Source organism: Roseofilum capinflatum BLCC-M114 (genome assembly GCF_030068505.1).
Taxonomy (GTDB): domain Bacteria; phylum Cyanobacteriota; class Cyanobacteriia; order Cyanobacteriales; family Desertifilaceae; genus Roseofilum; species Roseofilum capinflatum.
This window is the reverse complement of the sequence record NZ_JAQOSO010000079.1, coordinates 1-26,949: the sequence shown is the minus strand read 5'-3', so window position 1 is coordinate 26,949 and position 26,949 is coordinate 1. Positions and strand designations below refer to the sequence as shown.

Below are 26,949 nucleotides of genomic sequence, written 5' to 3'. Positions count from 1 at the left end.
GTTTTAACTCCTTAAGGGTTCGTTAATCAAATAGACTCGACTAGGACTGCATTTTACTATCACCCGTTGGCAATAGAATTTTGTTACATGCTTTACGAAATTTACTTTGGATTGCCTTCTCCAATCAAGGGGCGCACAATAAGAAAGCTGGCTGTTCCTGCCATAGCCGCAATGACAAAGATGGCGATCGCCAAACCAATACCATTGAGGTCAGAGGAACGTTCTGGGGCGCTAGGATGGGGATAGGGGCGTTGTTGCTCTTCGCTAAATAACGGTAAATCCTCTGGAGAAGGGGGTAAATCGACCGGCGGATCGCTATCGTCCGATTCGGGGGCAGCAGCCGGGGGGTTCTCCACCCTCGATTCTGGCGTAAACGTTGGTTCTGAAGTTAACGGTTCTGGCCCAGCTTGGCGAGGCGGGGAAGGCGGCGCAACCGCTATACTGGGTTCATAGGCATGGGCAATCTGTTGTAGGCGTACCACTGAGCGCACCAACTGCTCAATTTCCCCCCGCAACTGTTGATTTTGCTGAACCAGTTGCTGATTCTGCTGTCGTAGACTCTCCAGCATGACTTGCTTTTCTTTCACCTCACTGGCTAAATCCCGATACACTGAAATCGGTACAGAAGGCGAATACTTCTGAGAGGGAGTGGCCGTTTCATTTGCTGTTTGGCTCTTCGTCGGTTCAGAAGGCGTTGCCTGCTTCCGAGGAGGTGGCGTATAAGGTAAAGAAGTCATAAGCTTTTACCGAAGGTCGTATTTGTTATTAGAGCAATAATCGGTTGGATTCGTCAAGAACGCAGGCTTAAAATACAGTCTAGAAAAATTTGCCCCCTATTTTTGCCGATTTTTTTCTCTCTTTTCGTGCCACTATGACTTGTCAGACTTACTTAAATCTTCTTCTCTCCCGCCGGGACTATAGCGTTAAAGAGCTGGAAAAGAAGGCCCAAGATAAGGGCTTTTCTCTTGAGGAAATTACGGAGGCGATCGCCCACTTACAGGATTTAGGCTATCAATCAGATCGACGATTAGCCAGCAACTTGATTGAAGGCGGCAAAGGCAAATACGGAAAAGCCGGCATTCGTCGTAAATGTTTAAACAAAGGGATTTCCCCGGAGACCTTTGAACAAGTTTGGCATCAGCAACCCGAACCTCCAGACAATTTAGCCGAAACTCAAGCCTTACAAGCCAAAGTGGAACGCAAGTATAAAATCACTGATTGGACTGACCTCGATCGCCAAACCCAAGCTAAGGTGTATCGTTATCTGCAATATCGCGGGTTTAACGCCACTGAAGTTTTGGATTACTGGCGATCGCCCTCCAGTCATGATTAACCATTTGATGTTATAATCGATCCCAGAATAAAGGTTTGAGAGTCCTGGGGGTCAAGATCCTTGGGGCTTTTTTTTAGGGGAAATAGAAAAATTAACGTCCAGCAATTCGCGATTGAGACATGGCCAATAAAATAATACCGGGATCGACCCATTGACCAGCATATTTCAAGCCCCAATGCAAATGGGGGCCACTCGTGCGTCCCGTCATCCCCACTCTACCAATGCGATCGCCCGCACTCACCATCTGACCTTCCCAAAGAACAATACCACTCCCCTGATCGATTAAATAGGGACGGCCTTGATGGGTTCCCACCCGTCCCTTCACATGGCAATAAATATGCTCCCAATATCCCGACTCAATCACAATACCCGTACCACAGCGATTATCCTCCCACACTTCCACCACTCGCCCTGTCCACCAACTGCGAATATAACTGCCATAGGGAGCCGCCAAATCTAAACCATAGTGATATCCTCCAGAACGGGGGCCAAACCGGGACGTATACTTAACAAAATTCTCCACCGGAAACCAGGCACTATCCCAACCGCTCATGGTCGCCATAGGCACAGATTGCATCACCTGCCCTCGCTCGATCTCCATACCTTGAGTCGGCAACCCCGTTGCACTCAACCCCAAAGTCAAACCTAAGCCTAACACGGCTTTCCAGAACCCTAATCCCAGTTTATGTGCTACCATAATTCCCCTCTGCGATCGCTATTGATAATGGACTTAAAAATCTATGTTTAGACCCTTCTCATGGCTGTTGCCATCATCCGGATATCCCAGATTATGGCTTAAGTTAGTCTAGATTTGAGAAAAAATCTAAAATCTAGACTGCCATAACCCATTCAATGCGATACCGTAAAGGATTGTTGTACGCAGATTACATGATTATCAATGGAACCTGATTCATTGCCCACAGAGATCATCCTCACCCATTCCCGTCAGCCCCTGGGCAAAATTCAACTCGACTGGACTCCACAACCGGGAAACTATCTTCATCTTGAAGGCAAAACCTATACCGTTCTAGAACGTCGTCATCGCTATACCCTCAAATCGGGCAAATATCGCTTACATAAAATTGCCCTCTATGTTCAACCCTCATCCCCTCCCAGCGAACAAAGTTTAGTCAATGGGCGGTGGATTATTGGCGATAGTCGTTGTCGCTTTAATGCCTTATCTGAATTAATTCGTTGTGCCGTCTATCCACAAGGCCCCTGTTCTAGCTGTAGATTCTATGAACAGCGCAGTCCTGATACTTAGAAACATCATTCATCGCTCTAATAATCGGGATCGTGATCTTCGGGATAATGATATTTATGCCAATGACGGGCAATATCAACCCGACGACAAATCCAAACCCGCTCTCGTTGTTGCACATAATCTAAAAAACGCCCTAAAGCCGCCGCTCGTCCCGGTCTTCCAGCTAATCGACAATGGAGACCAATACTGAGCATTTTCGGACTGTCTTCGCCTTCTGCGTACAACAGATCGAAGGCATCTCGTAGATAAGTAAAAAATTGATCCCCACTATTAAACCCTTGGTAAGTAGCAAACCGCATATCATTGGTATCTAGAGTATAAGGAATCACTAAATGGGGTGCGCCATACTCCATAATCCAGTAGGGTAAATCATCGGCATAACTATCAGCATCATACAAAAAACCCCCCGCTTCTACCACCAATTTACGAGTCTGGGGACTCACTCGACCCGTATACCATCCCAAGGGACGAGATCCGGTAACTTGTGTATGAATATCTATGGCTTTCTGGATATGTTCTCGCTCGATTTCCTCACTGATATGTTGATAGTCAATCCATCGATAACCATGGGATGCGATCTCCCAGTCTGCTTGTTTCATGGCAGCCACAGCTTCCCGATTGCGCTCTAAGGCCATCGCCACCCCATAGACGGTAACGGGGATTCCTCGTTGGGTAAACAGGCGATAGAGCCGCCAAAATCCTGCTCTGCTGCCATATTCATAAATTGATTCCATATTCATATCGCGAACTCCGTAGAGTGGAGTCGCTCCAATGGTTTCTGAGAGAAACGATTCAGAATGGGAATCGCCATGAAGAATACAGTTTTCTCCACCTTCTTCGTAATTAATCACAAATTGAATTGCAATTTGTGCTTGGTTTGGCCATCGAGGATCGGGAGGATTTTGGCCATACCCAACAAATTCACGATGAGATTGAGGCAGCATAACTCAAGTCCAATTTTTTTATTCGATTTCTAAGGTTAACGAAGGCATTAACCGTTGTAAGTTTTTTAGAGATTTTCCTTGCCAAGGAATACTTTTTGATCCTTTGACCACCATGTTGATCTCTTTTTTCTGACGTATTTTAATGACAAACTTAGAGAGCATACTGATCCCTGAACTATTCAGAAATTCCAATTCAAGGAGATTTAACGTGATCACGGGAGGTTCTTGGTTCGCAATCGTTTCTAATATATTAACAATCGGGGCATATTCCTCCATACCACTCAAACGCAGAGATCCTTGAAAACTAATGGTTGTCGTGTCTTCATCATAGTCTACTGTATATTCTTCCGTTTTAATGCTTTCAATGGGTTCAGTAGTCATTCATTTATTCTCCTTGATGTTTCGATATATGATGGCTGCTGTATGGTCTTCAACAGGACTAAAAATGATCGATGATAAAACTGTTTAAATGGGCAGTTGTACCATAGTTGTTACTTTAATTACTCCTGGATACTCTGGAACGGTTTCAAATTTCCATCCGAGTTTAGCTAAATAGTCGTTGAGCATGGTCAACAGTCCTAACCCTGAATTGGTATTCCCCTCTTCTTTAACACTGTTTTCCAGTTGTTCAACGTACAGAGTATCGGGATCAACTTGTTCTATTTTACGCAAGAATTTTTTAAATTGATCGACACGGCTAGGGGGAATACTATTGGAGGTGATGAATAGGATTTCATCGGATCGGACTTGAAGGCGAATGCTGATGGGAAATTCTGAAGTTTCATCATTAAATTTCATGGCGTTTTCTAGTAACTCGTTGGCAATGTAGCTGACAGCACTTTTGACTTCCGCTTGTTGTTGTTCTGTAATATCATCTTTAGCGGGGAAAAAGGTGGTCAGGTAGTCAGCTAGAAAGTCGGCTGATAAGCCATTGTTGCGCCAACGCTGTTTTAAGGGAACAGAGCTGGGTGAAAATCCAATAATTAAGTATTCTGGACTTTCCGGTAAGTTATCGATGTAGTCACCAAAAATTTCTGCCATGTTGGAGTTCACCTTTGACCATTTTTATCACTCTACTGGGTTAATATCAATGTATAGATCGTAACTTTTTTTCCTCAACTCTAGGATATGTGAGATAGCACTTGTTCATTGTACTATGGATATTTCGGTTGAGATCGGGTAATTTAAGGGGCGAGGATAACGCGATCGCGTCCTTGGTTTTTGGCTTGGTACAAGGCCATATCAGCCGCTTTCATCAATTTTGAAGGGGTTGAACCATGAAGAGGATAGGACGCAACCCCTAGGGAGATAGTCACAGGAGCTAACAGTTGTCCTTGATGGTGAAGTTCCAGAGCTTTAACCCCTTGACGCACTTGTTCGGCCAATTGGGCGGTTTCCTCTAGATGGCGATGAGGTAGGATCAGGGTTAATTCTTCTCCACCATAACGAAAGGCAATACCGATCTGTTTCACTTGCTCCTGTAAGCATTCACTCACTGCTTGTAGCACGGTATCCCCTGCGTCATGGCCAAAAGTATCATTAAACACCTTAAAATAGTCAATGTCAATCATCACTAGCCCTAAGCAGGAGTGATTCCGGCGAGCATGATCGAGTTCTCGTTCTAGGACTTCTTCGAGGTAGTGACGATTATATAATTGAGTTAAGCTATCATGAATGCTTTCCTTATGGCTTTGTTCTTCAATAAAATCTCCATGTTCGGTAATGGTCTCTAAAATAATTTCTAAATCTTCTTTATCTCTAGAAACCATTTCCAAAAGACGCTGAAGTTCGATTTTTGAGCGTTCGAGTTCTTTTTCTATTTGCTTGCGCTCTAAAATTTCTGCTCGCAGTTGCCGATTCGTTTCATGGAGAAAAGCTTCTACTGTATCCGAATGATCGATGGTATTTTCTAGAATAATTTCTAAATCATATTTTTCTTGTTTAAGAAGGGCAATTTCTTGACGCAACTGTTCAATCTCTTGTTGATATTGACTGAGAGATTGAGAAGAAACATCCATAGCCGTAAACGTTCTAGAATAGGACAGAGCAGATTCAACACTTCTGGATTCAAGACTCATAGACTCTATTGTATCAGTATGAAGGTTATCGTTGTTTTAACACCAATAAGGTGATATCGTCATAGATTTTCTGCTGGTCAATATGACGCAAGATGTCGTTGATGATATCTTGTCGAATGGCTTCGGCGGACTTTTGCCAATTTTGACTGAGAACTTCGCACAGACGATGTACTCCATAGTGTACTCCATCTGCATTCTCCGCTTCCGTTACGCCATCCGTATAAAGAACGACTATATCTCCGGGATTGAGGTGGATTTTTTCCTCGGAGATAAAGGAGGAAATATCAGAATCCAAACCAATGGGGAACCCTAGATCTATCGTATCGATGCGTTCAATGATGCCTCCTGCACGCACAAGAATCAGCTCTTCATGTTGACCACTGAGCTTTAAGATTCCTTCATGATAATCCAGGATCATAAACGTTAAGTTTTTATCTGTTTTCATGCGCTCAACATTATTATAAATGGTGCGATTGAGGGCATCTAGAAATTTAACGGGATCGGTTTCGTTGTTTGCAAGTAGGGCGCGGACGGCGGCTTGTACCATAATCATGACTACGCCGCTTTCTAAACCATGACCCGTCACATCACCAATCCCAATTTTGATGCGTCCATCCTGTTCGAGAACATCGTAATAATCGCCACCGACTTCGGCGGCAGGTTCCATATATCCGGCAATTTCTAAACCGAGAACTTTACTGAGTTCTTCGGGTTTAGGCAAAATCATTTGTTGAAGTTTGCGAGTGACTTCTAATTCGGCTCCCATCCGTAAATTTTCTTCTTGTAGGCGCTGATTGAGGGCGGTAATGGCTTGATTGGCTTGGGCGAGTTGGACGGTGCGTTGCTCAACTTTGGCTTCGAGGGTTTCAAAGGAGGCTTTGAGTTGGCGGCTCATACGGTTGAAGGTTTGGGCTAAGATGCCGACTTCATCTTGACTATGGACTTCAACCAGGGTGTCCCGATCGCCTTGGGCAATGCGCTCGACTGCTTCTACTAATTCAGCAATGGGGGCGGTAAGATGGCGAGCTAAGATCCATCCGAGCAGCAGCGCGAGGGGGAGGGTGATTAAAAAGGTGATGGAGGCGATCGCCCGCGCTCGATATTCGCTCTCTCTAACCGGTGTGGCATCGAGTTCAATGGCTAAGATCCCGTCAGGGCGACCAATAGAGTTGATAATGGGGGCGTAGCCATAAACCACCAATTCTCCTTGAGCATTGATCGAAAACTGGCTTTCTACTGTGGGGTCTTGAATATTTTCTAGCCCGTTTGCTAAGAGGGGAGTGATGGGGGTTAGGGTTGTACCTACGGTGCGGATAGACGCGGGAGGGGGCGCGTAATCCATGATCACGGTGATTTCCCCTTCCTGGGTTTCCCGAAGCGTATAGATCCGCTTGATGGAGTCGCTCATCGCTTGAATATCCTGGAGTCGCTCTTGGGTAATTTGGTAATAGGAGCTGACGCGATCGCTAGGAGTAACAATCAGAGCATGAAAATCACTATCAATCTGGGGAACCGAGAGAGCAATAATATCCCGCAAACGCTCCTTAATCCCTTGTCGTTGGGCCCTTTGAAATTGGAGATACAAACTGAACGTCAGCGAACCGGCGACTAAAGTAATCAGCAGAGAATAGGCTGCTGTCAACTTGGCGCTTAAACTCCAATTTTGAATCACCTTAGACCATCGACTGATAGAAACTGACACAATTTGCCCTCCTCTGTGGAACCCCCCAACAGCTATTTAACCCCAATCGTGGCTTGATAAGCTTGCCTTTGTGCATCTCTACCCACTTCATCAGTAATCCTTTCCCAGCCTTGTTCAATTTCTTCTATGGCTTGTTCTGTAGTGATTTCCTCCCTGAGATAAGCCGCCAACACCCGATCTAAAACCTCCTGTTGATAGCGGTTATTGTAAGGAACCCGCAAATCTAAAACCACATTGCCACTACTCAAGCTTAATCCAATAGCACCTAAATATTTCTGAGCCGTTTCTTCACTCATTCCCGCTTCTAGCCACAGCTCTTTCTGGGAGTATTGGGACAAGCGATAGGGATTAAATCCAGTTCCCCCAATAGTGACATCCACATTCGCTTGTGCCGGTTGACTCATATAGGATAAGAAACCATAGGCTGCTTCTTTATGGCGCTCATCACTGGCAGCATTGACGGCTCCTGACCATCCGCCAAAGGCAGCATAGGGAGCATGGTTAATGCCATTAATTGCATAGGGACAAGTCACTTTATCACAAGGGACTAATTCTCCCGTTTCCCGGTCTAGAACTTCCCGCGAACCGGGAGTAATATCTGCACCCACTTTATCCATGACTATCAAGTTGCCAAACTGGGCACAGCCGAAACCTCAGAAGGTCAAGAAGTTTTTGTCTCCGGTTGGCCAGGTGTCGGAAGTGTTGGTCAGCGAGCCGGAGGAGTCACTCGTCAGTTTACAGATGGTCGAATTTCTGAATTCCACCTTTTCTGTCACTCTCCGAGAATGAAGATAGAATAAAATAGAGTATCAATAGCTAAAAGCGAGATAGAGCAATGGATGTAGAGTTACAGATCTTAAAACATTTGCCCAGATCTCCAGAAACTACAGTTTCGGTTGTCGATCAATATTGTGACTCTTATCAAGAGATGTTTGGTGATGTGAGAAGTTATGAATATTTTAAATACTTGCATTTAGGTTGGTTTGAATAGTATCTTGAATAATTTTCGTTTACTGATTCAGCCGACCCTTCTGTTCTGGTCAATTGTTCCGTGGTTAGATGTGGTTCCGAGTTCTTATTTATTACGAGGATTTAATAAATTGATTAACGGTGTTAATCAATTTGAATCCTTTTATCCTTCCGGATAATTGGCAGATTTGCTATTCATTGAACTCGGAAAGTGACAGAAGAGGGAGGTAACCTTCGTAAACCCGTCCAACCGGATGTCGATACCATGATTTCCGGTGGGTTATTGGTGGGGTGGGGCGGGTTTACGTTATTGATTTGTGGGTATCCTAGATTTGAGTATAACCCGCCCCTACAGGATAATGGCGTAGGCGAACAAAACGGCAAACATCGCCCCCAATGCGGTGTTGATGATGTTCACCCGTTCGTTGGTTAGCCAACTCATTTCGCTCTGTAGGGTGGCTCCAATCAGGCTTTCGATGTTTGTGGCTAAAAATGCCGCTACTAGGCAGTAAAGGACACCTAGGGGGCTGATCAGACCCACAAACCAACCGACTAGGGCAAGGGCGATCGCCCCCACCATCCCGGCTAAAGTTCCCTCTAAGCTCACCGCTCCCTCGGTTCCCCGCGCTACCGGTTGCAAGGTGGTAATCAGAAAGGTGCGTTTTCCGTAGGCTTTACCGACCTCGGAAGCGCAAGTATCGGACAATTTGGTGCTAAAACTGGCTACATAGGCTAAACCTAACCAGGGAATGAGTTCATCCGGGCCCCCTTGAACCTGAATCAACAATACTCCCACAGCACAAACTGCACCCACTAGAGCAGACCCCCAAACATTTTCCGGCCCCCTTGCACCTGAGCGTTTTTCGGCAATTCCTTCAGCTTCTTTTTCGGCTAACCCGATGCGAGTAACTCCTGAACCGACCAAGAAATAAAACCCGACCACCGCATAACCGGGCCATCCCAGGGTTCCCCAGACGAGTACCCCCAAAATCCAAGCATGAATCACTCCTGCCAGGGTTAACAATTTTTTCGGCGCTAATGCCACAATGGTTAATAAGACCGTATTCAGAATTACGGCAATCATCCAGGGATTGGTGAAGATGGTTAAATCAGTCATTGAGGATAAGGCTTAGATTATGGACAGCGTGTTATTTCATCTGGCGTTCCCGGTGCAAAATCTGGAAGAGACCAAAGCCTTTTATGTGGAGGGTTTGGGCTGCCAAATGGGTCGAGAATCGCGCCATGCTCTTATTTTAAGCTTGTATGGCCATCAGTTGGTGGCCCATGTCACGGATGAACCCTTAACCCCACAAACTGGGATTTATCCCCGTCATTTTGGCTTGGTGTTTCCCCAAAAGTCGGATTGGGATGAGCTGTTGCAGCGATCGCAAGATCGGAGTTTGCGCTTCTTTCAACAGCCTAAACAACGGTTTCCAGGCCAATTAACCGAACATTTTACCTTTTTCTTAGCCGATCCCTTTGAGAATTACCTAGAATTCAAGCATTATTGCCACCCAGAGGCAATTTTTGGAGCGCAGGAAGTGACTGCTGTAGGCGATCGCCCTTAATAGCGCTTCTAATAGCGCTTCGCACGGCAGAAGGATAATCGGGTGACCCTATCTATCCTAAAAATCAAAGTAAATATAGGGCAATGCCCCTTGAGGAGCGAGTAACCAAACCAAATATAAACTGACGGGAATCAACACTAATTTAATCGGCCAATTGAGCTGTAGTTTTAAGCGTCGCTGCAATAAAAACAGGAGGGTCATCACACCCACAAGGGCACATAACACCCAGGTAAACTGTAGGCGATCGATGCCCAAAGTATCCAGATAAATTTTCTGGGTAAATTGGGGGTCAGCCTCTTTACCGAATAAGTTGGAGATGGTAAACCAGGAGTCTTTTAAGTTGGGCAGACGGAAAAAAATCCAGGCAGTGAATACCATCATTTGCGTCGTTCCCCAACCCAAGAGCGTACCGGGTAAACTCTGCCAAAAGGCGGTTAAGACAGAACTGTGTTTTGACCAACCATCTATCAAACGATGGACAACCAAGGCTAATCCATGGTAAACCCCCCAGACGATAAAGCCCCAAGCTGCACCATGCCAAATTCCGGCGATGAACATCACCATGAGCAAATTGAAACAGGTTCTGAAGAGTCCTAAACGGGAGCCTCCCAAGGGAAAATAGAGATAATTTCTTAGCCAATTTCCCAGGGTCATGTGCCAGCGTCGCCAGAAGTCAGCAATGCTGGTGGTGAAGTAGGGGTCTTCAAAGTTTTCGGGTAGATTTAGGCCAAGTAAAATGGCACTGCCGCGCACAATATCGACATAACCACTAAAGTCTAAATAGAGTTGCAGTCCATAGGCGAGGGTGGCTAACCATAAATCCCAACTTCCGGCGCGGACTAAATGAGTGAAACTGAGGTCTACAATCATACCCAACCGGTCAGCAATTAGGGCTTTTTTGGTGGCTCCTAATGCAATCAGCCATAAGCCTTCGGTGAACATTTCGATGGTGGGAAATTGGGGGTTTCTCAGTTGGGTGGTGAGTTGGTGGTAAAGGGTGATCGGGCCGGAAATGAGTTTGGGGAAAAAGAGTTTATAGGCGGCAAATTTGGTAAAACTTTTGGCTGCGGGTGCGCCTCGGTAGACATCGACTAAATAAGCGATCGCCTCAAAACAGAAGAAACTCAGGCCCAAGGGGGCGATCACATTATTGCTCACCCAGTCCGCAGAAGCAGTCGCTGTGGGGAGTTGCCAGATCTGGCCGACGGAACTGAGGACAAAGGGAATATACTTAAACCCGAATAACAGGAAGACGTTTAAGATGATTCCAGCCACTAAAATGAAAAAGCGCCGTTGATTCCAACCCGTTTGGGCAAACTGCCATTCTTGGTTCGAGAGCTGCCAGTCTTGGGCGTGGGAACCTTGTACAGTGTCGGGAACTAGGACATTACCTAAACTGTAGTTCACCCAAGTCATGGCTAGGAGCAGGGGGATATATTGGGGTTGCCAAGAGGCGTAAAAGAGCAATGAGGCGATCGCCAGCAACAGAAACCGCGTTTGCCGCGATCGGCTTGACCAATAGAGGATACAAACACTGAATAAAAAGACACCATACAGAAGGGACGTAAAACTCATCGGTTATGGGGTGGAACACTGGAAAAACAAGTGGACAGGGAAGAACAATAACAATGCTGCCAACCCGTTACCGTTCAAACCCGCTCTAGAGAGTCTGATAACAGTAACGGAGTGACAGCAATTATCACCCCCATAAGGGTAGAGTTGTTTAGCTGTCGGCAGCAGTAGCCAGTTCGGTACTGCCTTGGGTGCGCCGTCTGGTGAGGGTATTAAACAACAGTTGCCCGATCGCCTTAATTAAGCTACCTTCGAGTTCATTAAACATTTTCATGTTCATGCCAAAAGCCGCATTCGCCTCTTCTACAATGCGATCGGCTGTTGCCTCATCAATGGGTAAGTTATCCATAGTTTCCCGATAGTTAGCCTTGAAGGCCTTCTCATCAGAAATATCAGCAAACTCATAGAATTGAGTTCCCTGTCCTTCAGGTAAATTCATCGCTGTTTGGGCAATTTTCTTCAGAATTTGCCCACCGGATAAATCTCCCATATACCGGGTGTAGAGATGGGAAATCAGTAATTCCGGCTCTTCATTTGAAATTTCCCTAATCCGGTTAACATACTCTTGTCCCACTGGAGATAGGGTCACTTCCTCGCGCCAGTTACTGCCATAATAGAACGCTAAATCCTGTTCGATGGACTGTTTGCGGTTTAGTTCCGGAAAATAGAGAGGCCCCAAAACGGGATGATTCTGGTGACGCTCCATCTCTTCTTCCATGGCAGAATAGACGAAGTAAAGATTACCAGCCAATTGGCGGTAAGAGCCTTTTTCAACAGTTCCTTTTAAGAAACACTTAATGAAACCCATGTTTTCAGCCATGGTGTGGGCTTTTTTCGTGCCCTCGCGGAGCTTAGTCGCTAAATTGGTACTCATCCTAAACAGTTCCCGATTTTGAAAATGAAAGACGGTCTTAAAAAAAATCCTTTGGGTTAAGTCTCCACAAAGGGTTGGCAAAGGGGTAGAGTTTAATAACTTACCCTCTATAATGCTACCTTAGAACGATTTGATTAACGTTGACATTAAGTTTCTTAAACTGGAGGTAAGCGATCGCCTCTCTTCTCAGCTTCCCTGCAACCCTTCTGCTATTCTAGAGTAGCCCAGTGTTGACTTAGGAACCGCTACTCTGATGACCGATCCCCACTTATCCGAGTTTCCCCATAGCCAGTATACCCCCTCAGCCCGTCAGTCAGAAACTCCCTTAAACCCATCTGTAGAGCCTCCTGAGTCTGAGGAAGATTTAGACCTGGAATTTTTGTATACTCGCGATATTGAATTTCGCCAAGAAACCATTTATTTTATCGTCGTCGATCGCTTCTGTGATGGCGATCCCCGCAATAATGAAGGGCCAAACCCCGAACTCTACGATCCCACCCATGAAGATTGGGGCAAATATTGGGGGGGCGATTTACAAGGGGTAATCAACAAACTCGACTATTTGAAAAACCTAGGGGTAACCGCCATTTGGCTCACTCCCCTGTTTGAACAAATTGAAGAACTCTTTATTGAAAGTGCCGCCATTCATGGCTATTGGATTCAAGACTTTAAACGCATCAATCCTCGCTTTATTCGCCCCGAAGACAATCCCTCTTTGAACGAAACCCAAGAAGAGAAAAATACCCTCTTCGATCAATTAATTGAAGAGCTACACAAGCGCAACATGAAATTGATCTTAGATATTGTCTGCAACCACAGCAATCCCGATATTAGCGGACAGAAGGGCATTCTTTATGATGACGGGGTAAAAATTGCTGACTTTAACAATGATAAAGAGCATTGGTATCACCACTATGGTGAAGTTCAGGATTGGGAAGATGAATGGCAAATCCAGAATTGTGAGTTATCCGGATTAGCCACATTTAACGAAAATAATACCGCCTACCGCAGTTATATTAAATCAGCCATCAAACAATGGATCGATCGCGGGATTGATGCCCTGCGCGTCGATACCGTCAAGCATATGCCCATTTGGTTTTGGCAAGAATTTAACGCTGAAATTCAAACCCATAAACCCGATATTTTTGTCTTTGGCGAATGGATTTATTCCCATCCCCTCGATGACCGTTCCGTAGAATTTGCCAATAATTCCGGTATGACCATGTTAGACTTCGGTCTTTGCATGGCAATTCGGGAAGCCTTAGCATTAGGTCTAGAGGGGGGGTTTTACCGGATCAAAGATGTTTTAGATCAAGACTATCGCTATTCTGGAGCAACAGAGTTAATCACATTTATTGATAACCATGATATGTATCGCTTCCAAAGTTTGAATGACGATCCGGAAGTCTTGCATTTGGCGATCGCCCTGATCATGACCACCCGTGGCATTCCTTGTATTTATTACGGCACGGAACAATATCTTTACAATAAGACCAACGTCGATCCCGATAATGCCTTTGGCAATAATGACCCCTATAACCGTCCCCTGATGACGCGCTGGGATACCCAGACGAAACTCTATTGGACAATTCGGTTACTCTCTGGTGTGCGTCGCTTAAATCCAGCCGTTTCCATGGGAGGACAATGGGAAAAATATATTACTCCCGATGTCTATTGCTATGTACGACGCTATCGAGATTCGATTTTGTTTGTGGCCATGAATCGAGGCGAGAAAGTAACCTTAGAATCCATCGATACAGAATTACCCGATGGCGAGCATACAGATATTATGTCCTTGGAAAAATATACAGTTGAATCGAGTACATTATCCGATTTAACCCTGGACACCAATCAAGTTATTGTCCTCAGTCATGTGTCCGAAAGAGTAACGGGACAAACCATTATTCGGGCCCAACTGAATGGGGTAGATACTCAACCAGGTGAGCGGATTGTGGTCACTGGAGATTGTCCTGAATTGGGCAATTGGGATATTGCCCAAGCCTATCCCTTAGAGTACATTAATTCTAATACTTGGTTTGGTGAAATCCCTTTCAATGAAAGTGTCGGAAAATTGATTAACTATAAATATGCTCTGTGGCGTGAAGGTCAATCTCCCTTAAGAGAAAATATTGTTGCCCGGCGTTGGGTTGTGGCTAGTGAAGGAACCGTGAAATGGCGCGATCGTTGGGCATCGGGTCGGGAGTCTTAAGCTGTAAACTGAATCAGGAAGGGGTAAACTGAACGGAGTCAAAGGGGGCGTGTCCCCGATCGCAGCATTGCTGTAACTATTTCTTGATCTTTCTAAAGGTTTGTTACAGTTGTTTGGATAGGGGAACATTTGTGCAATACTAAAGAAAGTATAAAGTAAAGCTAATGGTCAGAGCGCCAATAGACCAATCCTCAACATAAGGTAAACGTCAAAACGCGACTGTATTCCTAGACTTAATCCTTTCTGAACTCCAAAAAAGGTAAGCCTGAGTAGCTATGGGCTTTACTCGATACCATTTTAATCTCTTCATGGAGGGGAAGAAATCGCCCTTTTGCGAATAGAATGTATCAAAAAAATAAGTTGAATGACAAAAGTGTAAACGAGTAGGAGAGCAATGTTATGGATGCTAATGAACTTTTACAAAGATATATCCATGGAGAACGGGATTTTCGTGGATCGGATTTAACCTATGCCAACTTGATTGGTGTGGAGTTAGCCAAATCTAACTTCTCAGGAGCAAACTTAAAAGAAGCATCTCTGGCAAGAGCCTATTTAGAGCGGTGTTTTCTCCAAGAAGCCAACCTGAATGGGGCATTTTTGTATGGGACAAATTTGAGCTATGTGAAATTGCAAGGGTCAGTGTTGATCGAAGCAGACTTGACAAAGGCAGATTTGCGGGGCGCTCATTTGGGGAAAGTGGATTTAACCGGAGCCAAATTGAGTGGCGCTGTTTTGACCTGGGTGAATCTGTTTCGGGCGAAAATGCCACAGGTGAATCTGTGTGGTTCAAACCTGAATGGGATTAATTTGCGAAGAGCAAATTTGGAGGGGGCAAATCTGAATTGGACGAATTTATCGGGAGCGCGGTTAAGCGGAGCAAATCTGCAAGGAGCAGGTTTAAATGGAGTGAAACTGAGCGGTGCGTTCCTGAATGGTTTGAAACTGCCTGGTGTGAATTTCAGTGGATTGGAATTGGATGCGGTGAAATTAAATGGGGCAAAAATGGCAGGCTCTAATTTAGTCGGAGCCGATCTCAGTCAAGCTCAGATGCGTTTTACCCAGTTCGATCAAGCGAATTTGAAACAAGCAGATATGCATGAGACGATCCTCAAAGGGGGTAAGTTTATTCAAGCGAATTTGATGAAAACAAATTTGTGTGAAGCGGATATGCGTAAAGCCGATTTAACAGAAGCGAATCTGAATTTAGCCGATCTGCGCGGAGCGGATCTGACGGAAGCCGATTTGCGGGGATCGTATCTGTGGGGGGCAAATTTGGATGGTGCGTGTTTGCGAGGGGCTGATCTGCGCGGTGCAAGTCTGCGGGATGCGGCTTTGGTTGGATGTGATTTGCAAGGGGCGAATTTAGAAGGAGCGATGATGCCGGATGGGAAAATCCATGCCTAGGGCCGGGATGAGATAAAAATAGCGCAAAGGAAGGAGTGGGAGGATCGAAGGGGCTTTTGGCTTCTAGGGAGCGAGACCCTCCCACTCTCTAGAAACTTCCCTAGAATCTAAAGTGCGAGGGCTAGAAAAATAGTGTAATCTAGATTTCTGGAAAGAGCGATCGCGGAGAAAACAGCGCTTATGGTGATTGAGGTAGGACGGGAAATCTGTGGAAACCGAGCAACAGCACAATCCCGCGAATGGTTAGTCACCAATGGTATCGGGGGCTATGCATCGGGGACGATCGCCTCTGGCCTCAGTCGCCGCTATCATGGGTTATTAGTCGCCGCTCTCAACCCTCCGGTACAGCGTACCCTGCTGTTAGCCCAACTGGATGAAACCGTTACCTATGGCAAAACCTCCTATCCCCTGTTTACCAATCGATGGGTAGGGGGGAAAATCGACCCAGAAGGCGATCGCCAAATCGAGAGTTTCCGTTTAGAGGGCACAACCCCGGTCTGGACATTTGCCTGCGGGGATGCCCTGCTAGAAAAACGGATCTGGATGCAGCAAGGGCAAAACACCACCTACATTCGCTACACTCTGGTACGCAGTAGTAATGCGGTGAATCTAGCGATTAAGGCGATCGCGAATTACCGCCCCTACAATTTGCTGCAAGAAGATCCAGAGTTCACCATCAACTGTCAACGGATTGATTGTGGCGTAAAATTGGAAACGCCAGGATCGTCCATCCCCTGGTATATTTTCAGCTCTGGGGGCGAATTCACCTTAGAGGAGACCTGGATAAAAGGCTACGATCTGCCCCTAGAACGCTACCGGGGAGACGGCGATCGCGACAATCATTTTCACGCCTGCACCCTCAACATAACTCTGAATCTTGGAGACTCCCTAACTGTAGTTGCCAGTACCCAGAGTCAGGTGAATCTGGACGGGAAAGAAGCCCTACAGCAACAAAAACAGTACGAAAAACAGTTACTCCACCGTTGGCAAGCCACCCCCTATTTGCACACTGAAAAAGCTCCCGATTGGATTCGACAGTTAATCCTGGCTGCCGATCAGTTTATAGTGAGTCGCCCCCTCTCCCATAACCCCCAAGGACAAACCGTGATTGCGGGATATCCCTGGTTTACCGACTGGGGACGGGATACCATGATTAGCCTACCCGGTTTAACCCTCTCCACGGGACGCACGGAAGTAGCGAAGCGGTTACTCGCCACCTTTGCCCAATATGTGGATCGGGGCATGTTGCCCAATGTCTTCCCCGATGGGGGAGAAGACCCCGCTTATAATACGGTGGATGCTACATTATGGTATTTTGAAGCCATTCGCCAGTATTATCAGGCAACCCGCGATCGCCGCTTTTTAGCCGAACTGTTCCCCATTTTAGCCGACATCATCGACTGGCATTGTCGGGGAACTCGGTATAAAATCCACCGAGACCCGGAAGATGGCCTCTTGTATGCTGGAGAAGCCCTAACCCAACTGACCTGGATGGATGCTAAATATGGGGATTGGGTGGTCACTCCCCGGCAAGGGAAACCCGTGGAAGTGAATGCTCTGTGGTACAATGCGCTGCATAGTATGATAGGGTTTGCTCGTAAATTAGGCACAGAAGATCGGGAGTATGAACAGCTTGCAGAACAGGCAAAAGAAGGATTTAAGCGCTTTTGGAATTGTGAAATCGGATACTGTTATGATGTAATTGATACTCCAAAAGGAAACGATCCGAGCCTGCGACCCAATCAGATTTTTGCCGTCTCCTTACCCCACAGTCCCCTGACTCCAGAACAGCAACAGAAGGTGGTTGATACCTGTGGGCGATCGCTCCTGACTTCCTATGGGTTGCGATCGCTCAGTGCCGACGATCCCCAATATATCGGCCACTATGGAGGCAACCTAGCCCATCGAGACGGAGCCTATCATCAAGGTACAGTATGGGGATGGCTGTTGGGGCCGTTTGCGATCGCTCATCTGAAAGTCTACAACCAACCCGATCGAGCCTTAAGCTTCCTCACCCCCATGGCTCACCATTTACAGACTCACGGCATCGGAAGTATTAGCGAAATCTTTGATGGCGATCCTCCCTTTACCCCCAGAGGCTGCATTGCCCAAGCGTGGAGTGTGTCCGAAACCCTACGCGCTTGGCACGTCATTGACCAACAGCGAAAAGTATAATTCTTTTCTTTCGCTCCAAGGTACGGTATGGATTCAGAAGATCAATGATTCGCCTGACCGGAATCTGACCCATTAGCGATTAAGATCGGGATATGTGCAAAACTGATATATAGTGACTCCATCCTACCGAAAATGACTCAAACCACCAACGCGCGTGACCTTTTCCAAAGCGCTTACGAAAATCGTTATACCTGGGATGACCAGTTTCCCGGCATCAGTGCTGAGATTGATATTGAACAAGGCAATGAAATCTACAGTGGCTCCATTCAGATTAACTGCGATCTAACCGTGGAAATTTCGGGGATTGAGAATGAGGCGGTGAAAAAATCTGTGGAAACTCAACTCAAGGATGTGGTGACGCACCGTAAACGGAGAACCTTTGAGGAAACCCATGGGAAAAATAGCTTTACTTTAGGAGAAACCGATGATACCGGAGCTGTAGAAATTAAGGTTTCCGGTGCAGCCATGGGTTCAGAGTATAAAGTACGCGATCGCGTGATTTGTTTTGTGCAACGGGTAGTTGGTCAAATGACGTTTTATATCGATACCCATGAAACCTTGGATACGGGAGAAGGCTATCTCCCCACTCGCTATGAAGCCGTGTTCCGCAATACAGAGAGCGGTGAAGTCATGCAGCATGTGCAGTTTGAAGACCGCTATCAGTCAATTGGGGATTATTTTATGCTCACCCATCAAACCCTAAATACGGAACGCCCAGAAGAAAAGGTGACCACCCAGTTTACTTACTCCAACATTAAGCTGTTAGAGCCGAGTTTGGTTTAGGGCGATCGCCGAATTGGAGCGATCGCGTTAGGATAATTGAAGCAATTTGAAGTCCATTCTGGTGAATTAAGCCTATGTCTAGCACGTTAACCCCTCCCCTGGAACTAACCCCCGACAATGTGGAAGCCGTTTTAGATGACCTCCGTCCTTACCTGATGGCTGATGGTGGCAATGTGGCACTCGAAGAAATTGATGGCCCCATTGTGAAACTGCGTTTACAAGGGGCTTGTGGCTCTTGTCCGAGTTCTGCCATGACCCTGAAAATGGGAATTGAGCGCCGTTTGCGCGAATTTATTCCGGAAATTGCTGAAGTTGAACAGGTTCTGTAACACTGTGCGCTGGTAATGCCCTTCGACTCCGCTCAGGGCAAGGGTAATGGGTAATTAGAGGTCATCAACCTCTGGTTAACTCAGTTTCAGCCCTTATCGACCATGGAAAACCCCCTTGTAAGGGCGAACGGCCGTTCGCCCTTACAATTAATCATTACTCAATTACTCATTGCTCTATAACTTCAGCCATCGTGCGGCTGGAACCAAGGTAAAGCCCTGAATGGAGACGGAAATCAGGACAATAAAAAAGACGACATTAAAAATGGTGTTCGCATCTTCTACATTCATGGTAATCGGCACAATGGCTAAAATAATCGGCACTGATCCTCTCAAGCCAACCCAGGAAATATACAGCTTTTGCCGGACGTTATACTTTGTCCAACACAGACCCATAAATACACTGAGGGGACGAGCGACGAACATCAGGAATAAGGCAATGATAATGGCTATGGGGGCGATCGCCGGAAGCTGAGAGGGAAACACCAATAATCCCAACAACAAAAACATGGTAATTTGCATCAACCAAGAAATCCCATCATGAAAATCGATAATGGTTTCTTTGTAGGGAAACTCGCGATTTCCTAAAACCACTCCTGCGATATAAACCGCCAGAAAACCATTCCCTTGTAATAACGTCGCCACCCCATAAGTGAGCAAAACTCGCGCAATACTGCCGACTGGATACAACGCTTTAGTGTCTAAATGCAAACGATTGGTCATCCAACTCATCAAAAGTCCTGATCCATACCCCACTAATGTCCCCACACAAAGCTGGGTGATTAAAGCTAGAGTTAAGCTTCCTAAAGACCCCTCTTGTGCAGTTAGCATTCCCACTAAAGTCGTGGTGAGTAAGACAGCCATGGGATCGTTGCTCCCCGATTCTAATTCTAATAAAGGTTGTAAATTTCCCTTGAGATCTAATTTGCTGGCTTTCAGAATCGAAAAAACGGCCGCCGCATCGGTTGAGGAAATAATCGCCCCCAATAATAATCCCTCTAGCCAAGTAATGCCATCAAATCCGAGGGAGAAGGAAGAAAAAGACCCCAAGACTAACCAGGCAAAGGTTCCTAGACTCAATACCGTTATGCCGACCCCAACCGTCGAGAGAATTAATCCTTGTCCCAGAACCGGGCGAATATGACTCCATTGAGTGTCTAATCCTCCTGAAAATAGGATAAAGATTAAGGCAATATCACCGATGGTTTTGGCGAGTTCATAATTTTCAAATGCAATGCCACCGATGCCTTCCGATCCGGCTAACATGCCAATCAATAGGAAGATGAGCAGTCCCGGAATCCCGAATTTTCGAGAGAGTTTGCTGGACATAACGCTGGCGAGGAGGAGAAGACCAGCAGCGATAAAGATATAGTCTAGGGAGAGCATGAGTAGGGGGATTTAATCTCAGGGTTTGTATTACATGCTAGGCAATAGGCAATAGGCAATAGGCAATAGCTTGTATTGCTTAGGGTCTAGGTCTTCAAGATGTACTCGATAGAAGAGAGAATTGCTATAAAAAGCCTGGAAAATGGGTATTATAGCGTGAAAAATGGTTTTCCTATTACCCATTACCTATTACCCATTACCGCGCAAAGCGCTATAAGAATTAGCGATCGACGAGGTTGAGAGTATTGCCGAATATTTGAAAGCGGTAAAGAACGCCAGGTTGTAAGGAGGTGCTGCGATTGGAATATCGGACAAAACCCGGATTGCTGTCAGTGAGTTCGATGGACTGACCTGGCCAGAGGGAATATTGCCGACCTCGGATCTCAAAGTTGACCATTTCTGAGGTTTCATTGCGAATCATGGTTTTAACCGGCCCCTGGGGAAAAGTTTCTTGGCGAATCACTTTGCCATCGGGACATTTCCATTGATTTTGAGTACGCCGATCGCCACATCGATTCAGAGTAATATTAGTATTGGCACAGACTTCTTGGGTCACTAATTGACTGTTGCGAACTTGCGATCGCGTTTGCACATCGAACAGTGCTGTAAATCGGCCTTCTTCTACGGTCTCCCGACCTTGGCGAATCTGATACTCGAATTCATTGAGACCCCGTTGTACCCGAAACCGACTATCCCCATGCTCCGTGCCAAATTGCATCAGAATGGGTTCTGAGGAGTTTCCTTTATCATAGGCGCGATCGGTATAGGGAAGACGGTTGGGATTCATACCGGTGGTGACATTCGTAATGCGAACCCGTTGCCGAGGTTGAGGGGAAATGAAAGTGGAGACAAACCAGGCTTTGATATCACCAGCCTCTTCTGTTCCGGGACATTCTCCTGTATATTCAGTCACTGTAACGGGGACTTGATTGGGGGTGGATTGTCCTTCAAAGATTAACCCGGTTTCCCCGGTTTGCGCTCTAGAATGGGTGGCTGTCCCATTCAAGATCAAGGCAGTGAGGGGAACAAGCACCATGGAAGACAAGAAAGGAAAAGCTCGATTGTTTTTTTTCATGTGCAACGGTTTTGTATGGTCTGACTGTTTAAGGATTATCATATCTCAGGTTAATGGGGCGGGCGATCGCGGTATAATCCATCCAGTTTGCCCAGATCGGCCGTTGCAGGATAGTTATGAAGACCGTTTTTACCCGGATGAAGGAGCGCCAAGGATGGGCAGGATTAATCGTTGAAGTGTCCTGTTTATCTTGGGTTTGGCTGATTGGAGTGTGGACGCTGTTGTGTAATGCGATGGTGTTGCGTCAAGCGACATTTGAGACTTTACTGCATTTTTCGGCGATCGCCCTCATTTTCGCCATTGCCGGTTTTTTCCTCAGTTTTCAAGCCGTTCTTCCTGACTCTTTTCCCTTAGAGAAAGACAGTTCAGAACCCCCCAAACCACAGCTCGGCAAAGATTTGGCTCTTCCTTTGGGTATTGCGGTCATCTTAGTGATCATTTATGGCATAACGGATAATTTTGTCCTCTTTTGGAGTTTAGCCACGTTAGGATTAGGCGTTTCCTACTGGCAACTCATCCGCAAACCTGCTCACAAGTTCGTCTTAAAATTACCTAAGATTGTATCTTGGGAATGGCTGATCGGCTTGGTTGCTCTGGCTATTATTGCTACTGCCATAATTCACCGCACCCATGGAGATGATGCCTTTTATCTCAACCTGATGGTCGCCGCTTTAGACCATCCCGATCGCCCCCTGATGGTGCAAGATACGATGCATGGTGTGCCCAATGTGCCCCTCCTTTTACCCGTTTATCGGGTGCATTCAGTGGAACTTTTCGCGGCAGTCATCAGCCACATTACCGGCATTTCGCATCTTTGGGTGCGGAATTTCTGGCAACCTTTGGCGATCGCTCCCTTGGTCATTTTTGCCTCTGCTCTCTTCTTCCGCGTAATTACCCCCCGTCACTGGTTAAGCATCACCACCGTTACCACCCTCTTACTCGTAATTTTAACCACGGCTGCCGGGTTAGGAAACTTCTCCCTCGCTCGTCTGCAACAGGGAAAACCCCTGTTTGTAGCCATCCTTGTTCCCCTGATTATCGTCTATACCTTGCGGTATCTAACTGCACCCAGTGGTTGGAAATGGATTATTCTCACCTTTGCCAATATTGCCGCCGTTGGCTGTAGCTCCACCGCTCTCTATGCCGCGCCTCTGACGGTATTGCTCACGACTTGCGGATACTGGACTCCCACGGCAAAAACCACCTGGAAATCTGTATCGGTTTTGACTACTACGGCTTATCCCTTGGCGATCGCCCTCCTCTTCATCACCCAAGTCAAAGCCTCCTCCCCCAACATGAGCGATCCCAACTTTGAAAGCATCATTAATAACGACTTCGTGCTACAGCTCAATCATGGCATGGGAGGATACATCTTTTGGGTTGCCACTCTAGCAACTTGGGCAGTTTTAAGAGATCTCAATATGCGCCGATTTCTCCTCGGCATAATTCTCGTCTTTATGCTCATCTTCATGAATCCCTTCCTGCAAGAATTTTGGGCAGTCAACCTCACCGGAGTCCCCACCTTTCGCCGCCTCTGGTGGGTGATTCCCCGCCATCTTCTCCTCGGCATCTTACTCAGTTTCCCCCTGCTTTCCTATCCCTTTTCTAAACATCAAAAAACCATAAAACTCACCTTTTACGCCTTCGCTGCCACCGCCTTAATTGTCCTCTCCACCGCCCTTTCCCCCAACCCCTACTCTCCCCAAATCGACTTTAACCGCATTCAATATCGCTTTCCTCCCCAACCCAAACTCCCCCAACAAAAACTCGATCTCATTAACCGCATCCAGGCTAAAGTTCCCCCCGGAAGCTATATCTTAGCCCCCGCTTCCCCCGTCGGCGAAGAAGTTGCCGGAGACGAATTAGCTCGATGGATGATCGTGCCTCGAACTCCCTTATATCCCATTGTCGTCACCGAAAGCTATCTACAAATCACCAATTTCTTCCCCGAAGCAGAAGCCAATCAGCGCCGTATTCTTTCCCAATACATTAGTGGCGTAAATCGTCCCCCCAACGCTCCCCAAGTTTTACAACATTCCATTCTGCAATTCTCCATCAAAGCCGTAATTGTTCCGCTTACGAATCCCTGGGAACCGGAAATTAACGCCATTCTCTCCTCATTAGGCTTTCAAGTAACCATCATCGATCATTATGCCCTGTGGATGTTATAGTTTCCCCTCTTCTGCTATTCTGGGAAATTCTTACGTTTCATGTCCGCGAAGCGCTGTATCCCCTCTCCAAAAATTGGCACAAAAAAATCCGACAGACCTGCCGGAGCAGGTAGGAGTAGAACAATCTTAAAAATTCAGGGAGCAAGATGCTCCCACTCCAGTCCTATCAAAGAATTCAAGGAGTGCGGGCATCTTGCCCGCTTGTCTTTTCCCATTAACCGGATTGGATATGAAGCGGCGTTATAGCGCTTTCCGCTTCGCGGACATGAACGCGCTAGGGAATAGGGAATAGGGAATAGGGTTGTGGTACATGGCTTTGAGCCTTTAAGACTGTACACCATAACAGCGAAAACTGCTGTAACAGTTATAGTTATATCAAATCTATTTATTTGCGCTACAGATCTCTGTAGGGGCGGGTTATACCCAAATCTTGTAGACTGACAACTATTTTTGTATTCATGTCCGCTTGCGGAAACCCGCACGAACCCACCATGTCTCTACAGTACACAGAAAGTAGCAACCATTTAAGGATTTGATATTAATTATTAATTCATCCCCTGTACCACAAACCCCGCCCAATAATAGGGATCGGCAAACGGAGTATCCGTATCCGAGGAATACAACCGGGATAAACCATAGGTGAGCTTACCCAACCGCTCCCGATCCTGTCCGTAGCGCTTTTGCAGATAGTCTGATAGTTGTGTTTTGTACCGCGCCTCCAACGCCTGACCCGTCAAACTGCGTAACTCCTGTTGCGCTTGCTGGAGGGCAGCAGAGCGGCTTACACCAGAATTTCGCTTTTGGTCGTATAAAATCGCTAACAGGGCGCTTCCTAGGTCAGCTACTGCCCACTGAGTCGTGATGACTGCCCTGGCTCCAGCACAGAGGAAACCCGCCGCTAGGGTCAGGGGGTCATCGGAGGGGTTGGCTGCGGTAAAATTAACTTCACAGCAGGACGTGAAAATCTCTTCTACATCGGGCATCCGCCAGCCGGGAGTCAGGAGCAAGCCCAGGGTGAGATCGCCGTCGGCTAGGAGGAGCTTGGAGTTGAGGGGGTTTTGCCAGTCGTAGGCGGCGTGGTGGCTGCTGTGCAGGCGACCCACGGTTTGCAGCAAGGTTTTATACTGGTCAACCGTGGCTTGTTTGCCCCGCAGGTAGCGAGAGGCGGGTACTTTGTGGGCTTGGGCGATGGTTTGGCACTCGAAGGGGGTAAAGGGTAAATCCTCGGTGGCATCGGCGACAATGCCCAGGGCTGGCTCTTTCAGGGGTGGGCGCTCTTGGCAATACTGTAAAATGCGGCAAGAGGGAATCAGGCGAATGCGGAATTCATCGCCCAGGTAGCGTGTCGCGGTTTGTTTGCGTTTGGGGGTTTTGGGCGTTCCTCCCGGTTTTCTGCTCTCCTCTGGGAGTGCCTGCGGGTGCGGGTGGGGAGTCGGTGCAGACAGGGGAAGCGCGGCGAAGGGAATTTGATGCAGCACCAGGTGCGGAACGATAATCAGTTCTTCGATACCTTGGAGATGGGTTTGGATTAAGTGATTCAGGTTGAGGCGCTTGGTAAGTTGATGGAGGAGTTCAACCATGTTATCGCGCCATTGGGAGTTGTCCTTATATATATAGTTGGCGTAAGGAATTGTCCAGTTTTCGCCTAACCAAACTTGCAAGTTCTGAATTCCTTGTTCTGGGCAACGGTGGCATTGGGTGGGTTTATCCTTGTAGAGGATAAAGATCAATGTCTCCTCATCATTCGTGTAGAAACTGAGCAGAGCGGTGGTAGCATCCGGGAGCAGCTTCTGCATCTCGGTGAAGCTCAGGGGAGCGACTTCCTTAGAACCGGCTAAAACGGGATCTTGACGGCGCAGTGCTTGCCAAACCTGTTGTTTTTCCGCTTCTAAGGCTTCGATATCCTGGACAAATGTCTCGAAGGTTTGGCGAGTGGTGGCAACGGTTTTGTTGTCGCTGGAGTTTTGGGGAGGTTGGCGTTTTTGGTTGATTGCGGTTTGCAAGGCTTCGTAGCGCTGGAGTAAGGCTTGCACGGCTTCGGGAATCTCGCCCCCTTGATAGAGGTCGTTACTGTGCATTAAGTCTACCAGATGTTTGGAGCGGCTGCGATCGGCATATTCCAAGGCTTTGTCGTATTGCTCCAGGTTGACATGGGCTTGGATAATATTGGCGTAGACTCCCCTAGAGTTTGCCATGATTTCTTGGCGGCGATCGTCTGTGGTTATCCAAGCGCGACTTTGTTCCACGGCTTCGATAGCGGTAGCATAGGCTTCAATAGCAAGGTTCCAGTTGCCTTCTTTGAAGCCAAGGTCGCCTAAAATTCTCGCAGTGTTGAGACAATCTAACGGTAAACTTTGAGGGCGGCGAATCATTAACGCCTGACGATACACTCGGATCGCCCTCTCTAAATTCTCCCCCTTCTCCCGAATTGAGGCAAGTTCCCAGTAGGCATTCCCCAGATTATTTTGCGTCATGGCGTAATCTTGGGGAAATTTGTCCGGTGTGTAGAACTTCAGGGCATTGTCGTAAGCGGCGATCGCCTTCCCTAAATTCTCCCCCTTCTCCCGAATTGAGGCAAGCTCTCCGTAGGCAGCCCCCAGATTATTTTGCGTGGTGGCGTACTGTTGGGGATATTTGTCGGGTGTGCGGAACTTGAGGGCGTTGTCGTAAGCTGCGATCGCCTTGTCTAAATTCTCCCCCTTCTCCCGAATTGAGGCAAGCTCCCAGTAGGCAGCCCCCAGATTATTTTGCGTTCCTGCGTAGTATTGAGGAAATTCGTCGGGTGTGCGGAACTTGAGGGCGTTGTCGTAAGCTGCGATCGCTCTCTCTAAATTCTCCCCCTTCTCCCGAATTGAGGCAAGCTCTTGGTAGGCAGTCCCCAGATTATTTTGCGTGGTGGCGTACTGTTGGGGAAATTTGTCCGGTGTGCGGAATTTCAGGGCGTTGTTGAAAGCGGCGATCGCCCTCTCTAAATTCTCCCCCTTCTCCCGAATTGAGGCAAGGTCAGAGTAGGCAGTCCCCAGATTATTTTGCGTTCCTGCGTAGTATTGAGGAAATTCGTCGGGTGTGTAGAACTTCAGGGCAATGTGGTAAGCCGCGATCGCCTTGTCTAAATT

At 47.0% G+C, this 26,949-nt stretch carries 24 protein-coding genes and 1 pseudogene; 11 read left to right on the top strand and 14 right to left on the bottom strand.

What is annotated here, in order from left to right; translation table 11 throughout:
• Window positions 1–101: 101 nt before the first annotated feature.
• Window positions 102–737 carry a hypothetical protein gene (locus PMG25_RS13605; protein WP_283767443.1) on the bottom strand — a complete coding sequence of 212 codons (636 nt, stop codon included), beginning with the start codon at window positions 735–737 and terminating at the stop codon, window positions 102–104.
• A gap of 134 nt (window positions 738–871) precedes the next feature.
• On the opposite strand from PMG25_RS13605, the gene PMG25_RS13600 reads away from it, so the two are divergent.
• Window positions 872–1,333 (top strand): regulatory protein RecX, encoded by a 462-nt coding sequence (locus tag PMG25_RS13600; RefSeq protein WP_283767442.1) that lies wholly within the window; start codon window positions 872–874, stop codon window positions 1,331–1,333.
• Window positions 1,334–1,424: 91 nt separating this feature from the next.
• On the opposite strand, the gene PMG25_RS13595 is transcribed toward PMG25_RS13600, so the two are convergent.
• On the bottom strand, window positions 1,425–2,030 hold the full coding sequence (locus PMG25_RS13595) for a M23 family metallopeptidase (protein ID WP_283767441.1): 606 nt from the start codon (window positions 2,028–2,030) through the stop codon (window positions 1,425–1,427).
• A 201-nt stretch (window positions 2,031–2,231) separates the two neighbouring features.
• On the opposite strand from PMG25_RS13595, the gene PMG25_RS13590 reads away from it, so the two are divergent.
• On the top strand, window positions 2,232–2,597 hold the full coding sequence (locus tag PMG25_RS13590) for a DUF6464 family protein (RefSeq protein ID WP_283767440.1): 366 nt from the start codon (window positions 2,232–2,234) through the stop codon (window positions 2,595–2,597).
• A gap of 17 nt (window positions 2,598–2,614) precedes the next feature.
• On the opposite strand, the gene puuE is transcribed toward PMG25_RS13590, so the two are convergent.
• From puuE to PMG25_RS13560, 6 genes are all read right to left on the bottom strand, one after another.
• Window positions 2,615–3,541, bottom strand: coding sequence for an allantoinase PuuE (gene puuE / locus PMG25_RS13585; RefSeq protein ID WP_283767439.1), 927 nt, complete (start codon window positions 3,539–3,541; stop codon window positions 2,615–2,617).
• 18 nt (window positions 3,542–3,559) lie between these two features.
• The gene (locus tag PMG25_RS13580; protein ID WP_283767438.1) at window positions 3,560–3,922 is read right to left on the bottom strand and encodes a slr1659 superfamily regulator; all 363 of its coding nucleotides are present in this window, start codon (window positions 3,920–3,922) and stop codon (window positions 3,560–3,562) included.
• Window positions 3,923–4,006: 84 nt separating this feature from the next.
• Window positions 4,007–4,582 (bottom strand): slr1658 family protein, encoded by a 576-nt coding sequence (locus PMG25_RS13575; protein ID WP_283767437.1) that lies wholly within the window; start codon window positions 4,580–4,582, stop codon window positions 4,007–4,009.
• 143 nt (window positions 4,583–4,725) lie between these two features.
• Window positions 4,726–5,619, bottom strand: a complete 894-nt coding sequence (locus PMG25_RS13570; protein WP_283767436.1) for a GGDEF domain-containing protein — start codon at window positions 5,617–5,619, stop codon at window positions 4,726–4,728.
• A gap of 25 nt (window positions 5,620–5,644) precedes the next feature.
• Window positions 5,645–7,321 carry a SpoIIE family protein phosphatase gene (locus tag PMG25_RS13565; RefSeq protein ID WP_283767435.1) on the bottom strand — a complete coding sequence of 559 codons (1,677 nt, stop codon included), beginning with the start codon at window positions 7,319–7,321 and terminating at the stop codon, window positions 5,645–5,647.
• Window positions 7,322–7,353: 32 nt separating this feature from the next.
• A complete protein-coding gene (locus tag PMG25_RS13560; RefSeq protein WP_283767434.1) occupies window positions 7,354–7,938 on the bottom strand; it encodes a type 2 periplasmic-binding domain-containing protein in 585 nt (194 codons plus the stop codon).
• A gap of 218 nt (window positions 7,939–8,156) precedes the next feature.
• On the opposite strand from PMG25_RS13560, the pseudogene PMG25_RS13555 reads away from it, so the two are divergent.
• Window positions 8,157–8,300, top strand: a pseudogene (locus PMG25_RS13555) (IS701 family transposase); the annotation flags it as partial.
• Between the two features lie 16 nt (window positions 8,301–8,316).
• Window positions 8,317–8,469 (top strand): hypothetical protein, encoded by a 153-nt coding sequence (locus PMG25_RS13550; protein WP_283767433.1) that lies wholly within the window; start codon window positions 8,317–8,319, stop codon window positions 8,467–8,469.
• Window positions 8,470–8,639: 170 nt separating this feature from the next.
• Here the strand turns inward: PMG25_RS13550 and PMG25_RS13545 are convergent, their stop codons facing one another.
• Window positions 8,640–9,407 carry a TIGR00297 family protein gene (locus PMG25_RS13545; protein ID WP_283767432.1) on the bottom strand — a complete coding sequence of 256 codons (768 nt, stop codon included), beginning with the start codon at window positions 9,405–9,407 and terminating at the stop codon, window positions 8,640–8,642.
• 19 nt (window positions 9,408–9,426) lie between these two features.
• Between PMG25_RS13545 and PMG25_RS13540 the strand changes: the two genes are divergently transcribed.
• Window positions 9,427–9,858, top strand: a complete 432-nt coding sequence (locus PMG25_RS13540) for a VOC family protein (RefSeq protein ID WP_283767431.1) — start codon at window positions 9,427–9,429, stop codon at window positions 9,856–9,858.
• Window positions 9,859–9,915: 57 nt separating this feature from the next.
• On the opposite strand, the gene PMG25_RS13535 is transcribed toward PMG25_RS13540, so the two are convergent.
• Window positions 9,916–11,433 carry an MBOAT family O-acyltransferase gene (locus PMG25_RS13535; protein WP_283767430.1) on the bottom strand — a complete coding sequence of 506 codons (1,518 nt, stop codon included), beginning with the start codon at window positions 11,431–11,433 and terminating at the stop codon, window positions 9,916–9,918.
• 148 nt (window positions 11,434–11,581) lie between these two features.
• A complete protein-coding gene (locus PMG25_RS13530; RefSeq protein ID WP_283767429.1) occupies window positions 11,582–12,304 on the bottom strand; it encodes a biliverdin-producing heme oxygenase in 723 nt (240 codons plus the stop codon).
• Window positions 12,305–12,557: 253 nt separating this feature from the next.
• Here PMG25_RS13530 and PMG25_RS13525 point away from each other — a divergent pair, with 253 nt between their 5' ends.
• The 5 genes from PMG25_RS13525 (at window position 12,558) to PMG25_RS13505 (ending at window position 19,204) form a co-directional block, all read left to right on the top strand.
• Entirely contained in the window at window positions 12,558–14,513 is a 1,956-nt protein-coding gene (locus tag PMG25_RS13525) for an alpha-amylase family glycosyl hydrolase (RefSeq protein WP_283767428.1), read from the top strand.
• Between the two features lie 399 nt (window positions 14,514–14,912).
• A complete protein-coding gene (locus PMG25_RS13520; protein ID WP_283767427.1) occupies window positions 14,913–15,917 on the top strand; it encodes a pentapeptide repeat-containing protein in 1,005 nt (334 codons plus the stop codon).
• 180 nt (window positions 15,918–16,097) lie between these two features.
• Window positions 16,098–18,092 (top strand): amylo-alpha-1,6-glucosidase, encoded by a 1,995-nt coding sequence (locus tag PMG25_RS13515; RefSeq protein ID WP_283767426.1) that lies wholly within the window; start codon window positions 16,098–16,100, stop codon window positions 18,090–18,092.
• A 132-nt stretch (window positions 18,093–18,224) separates the two neighbouring features.
• Complete coding sequence (locus tag PMG25_RS13510; protein WP_283767425.1) at window positions 18,225–18,875, top strand: DUF3386 domain-containing protein; 651 nt, start codon at window positions 18,225–18,227, stop codon at window positions 18,873–18,875.
• Window positions 18,876–18,949: 74 nt separating this feature from the next.
• Window positions 18,950–19,204: a NifU family protein gene (locus PMG25_RS13505; RefSeq protein ID WP_271944454.1), complete on the top strand. Its 255-nt coding sequence runs from the start codon at window positions 18,950–18,952 to the stop codon at window positions 19,202–19,204.
• A 174-nt stretch (window positions 19,205–19,378) separates the two neighbouring features.
• Here the strand turns inward: PMG25_RS13505 and PMG25_RS13500 are convergent, their stop codons facing one another.
• Both PMG25_RS13500 and PMG25_RS13495 read right to left on the bottom strand, forming a co-directional pair.
• Entirely contained in the window at window positions 19,379–20,587 is a 1,209-nt protein-coding gene (locus tag PMG25_RS13500; protein ID WP_283767424.1) for a potassium/proton antiporter, read from the bottom strand.
• A 220-nt stretch (window positions 20,588–20,807) separates the two neighbouring features.
• Window positions 20,808–21,662, bottom strand: coding sequence for a hypothetical protein (locus tag PMG25_RS13495; protein ID WP_283767423.1), 855 nt, complete (start codon window positions 21,660–21,662; stop codon window positions 20,808–20,810).
• 116 nt (window positions 21,663–21,778) lie between these two features.
• Here PMG25_RS13495 and PMG25_RS13490 point away from each other — a divergent pair, with 116 nt between their 5' ends.
• Window positions 21,779–23,833 (top strand): DUF6077 domain-containing protein, encoded by a 2,055-nt coding sequence (locus PMG25_RS13490; RefSeq protein ID WP_283767422.1) that lies wholly within the window; start codon window positions 21,779–21,781, stop codon window positions 23,831–23,833.
• Window positions 23,834–24,378: 545 nt separating this feature from the next.
• Here the strand turns inward: PMG25_RS13490 and PMG25_RS13485 are convergent.
• Window positions 24,379–26,949 (bottom strand): CHAT domain-containing protein (locus PMG25_RS13485; RefSeq protein ID WP_283767421.1); only part of this gene is annotated, 2,571 nt, incomplete at its 5' end.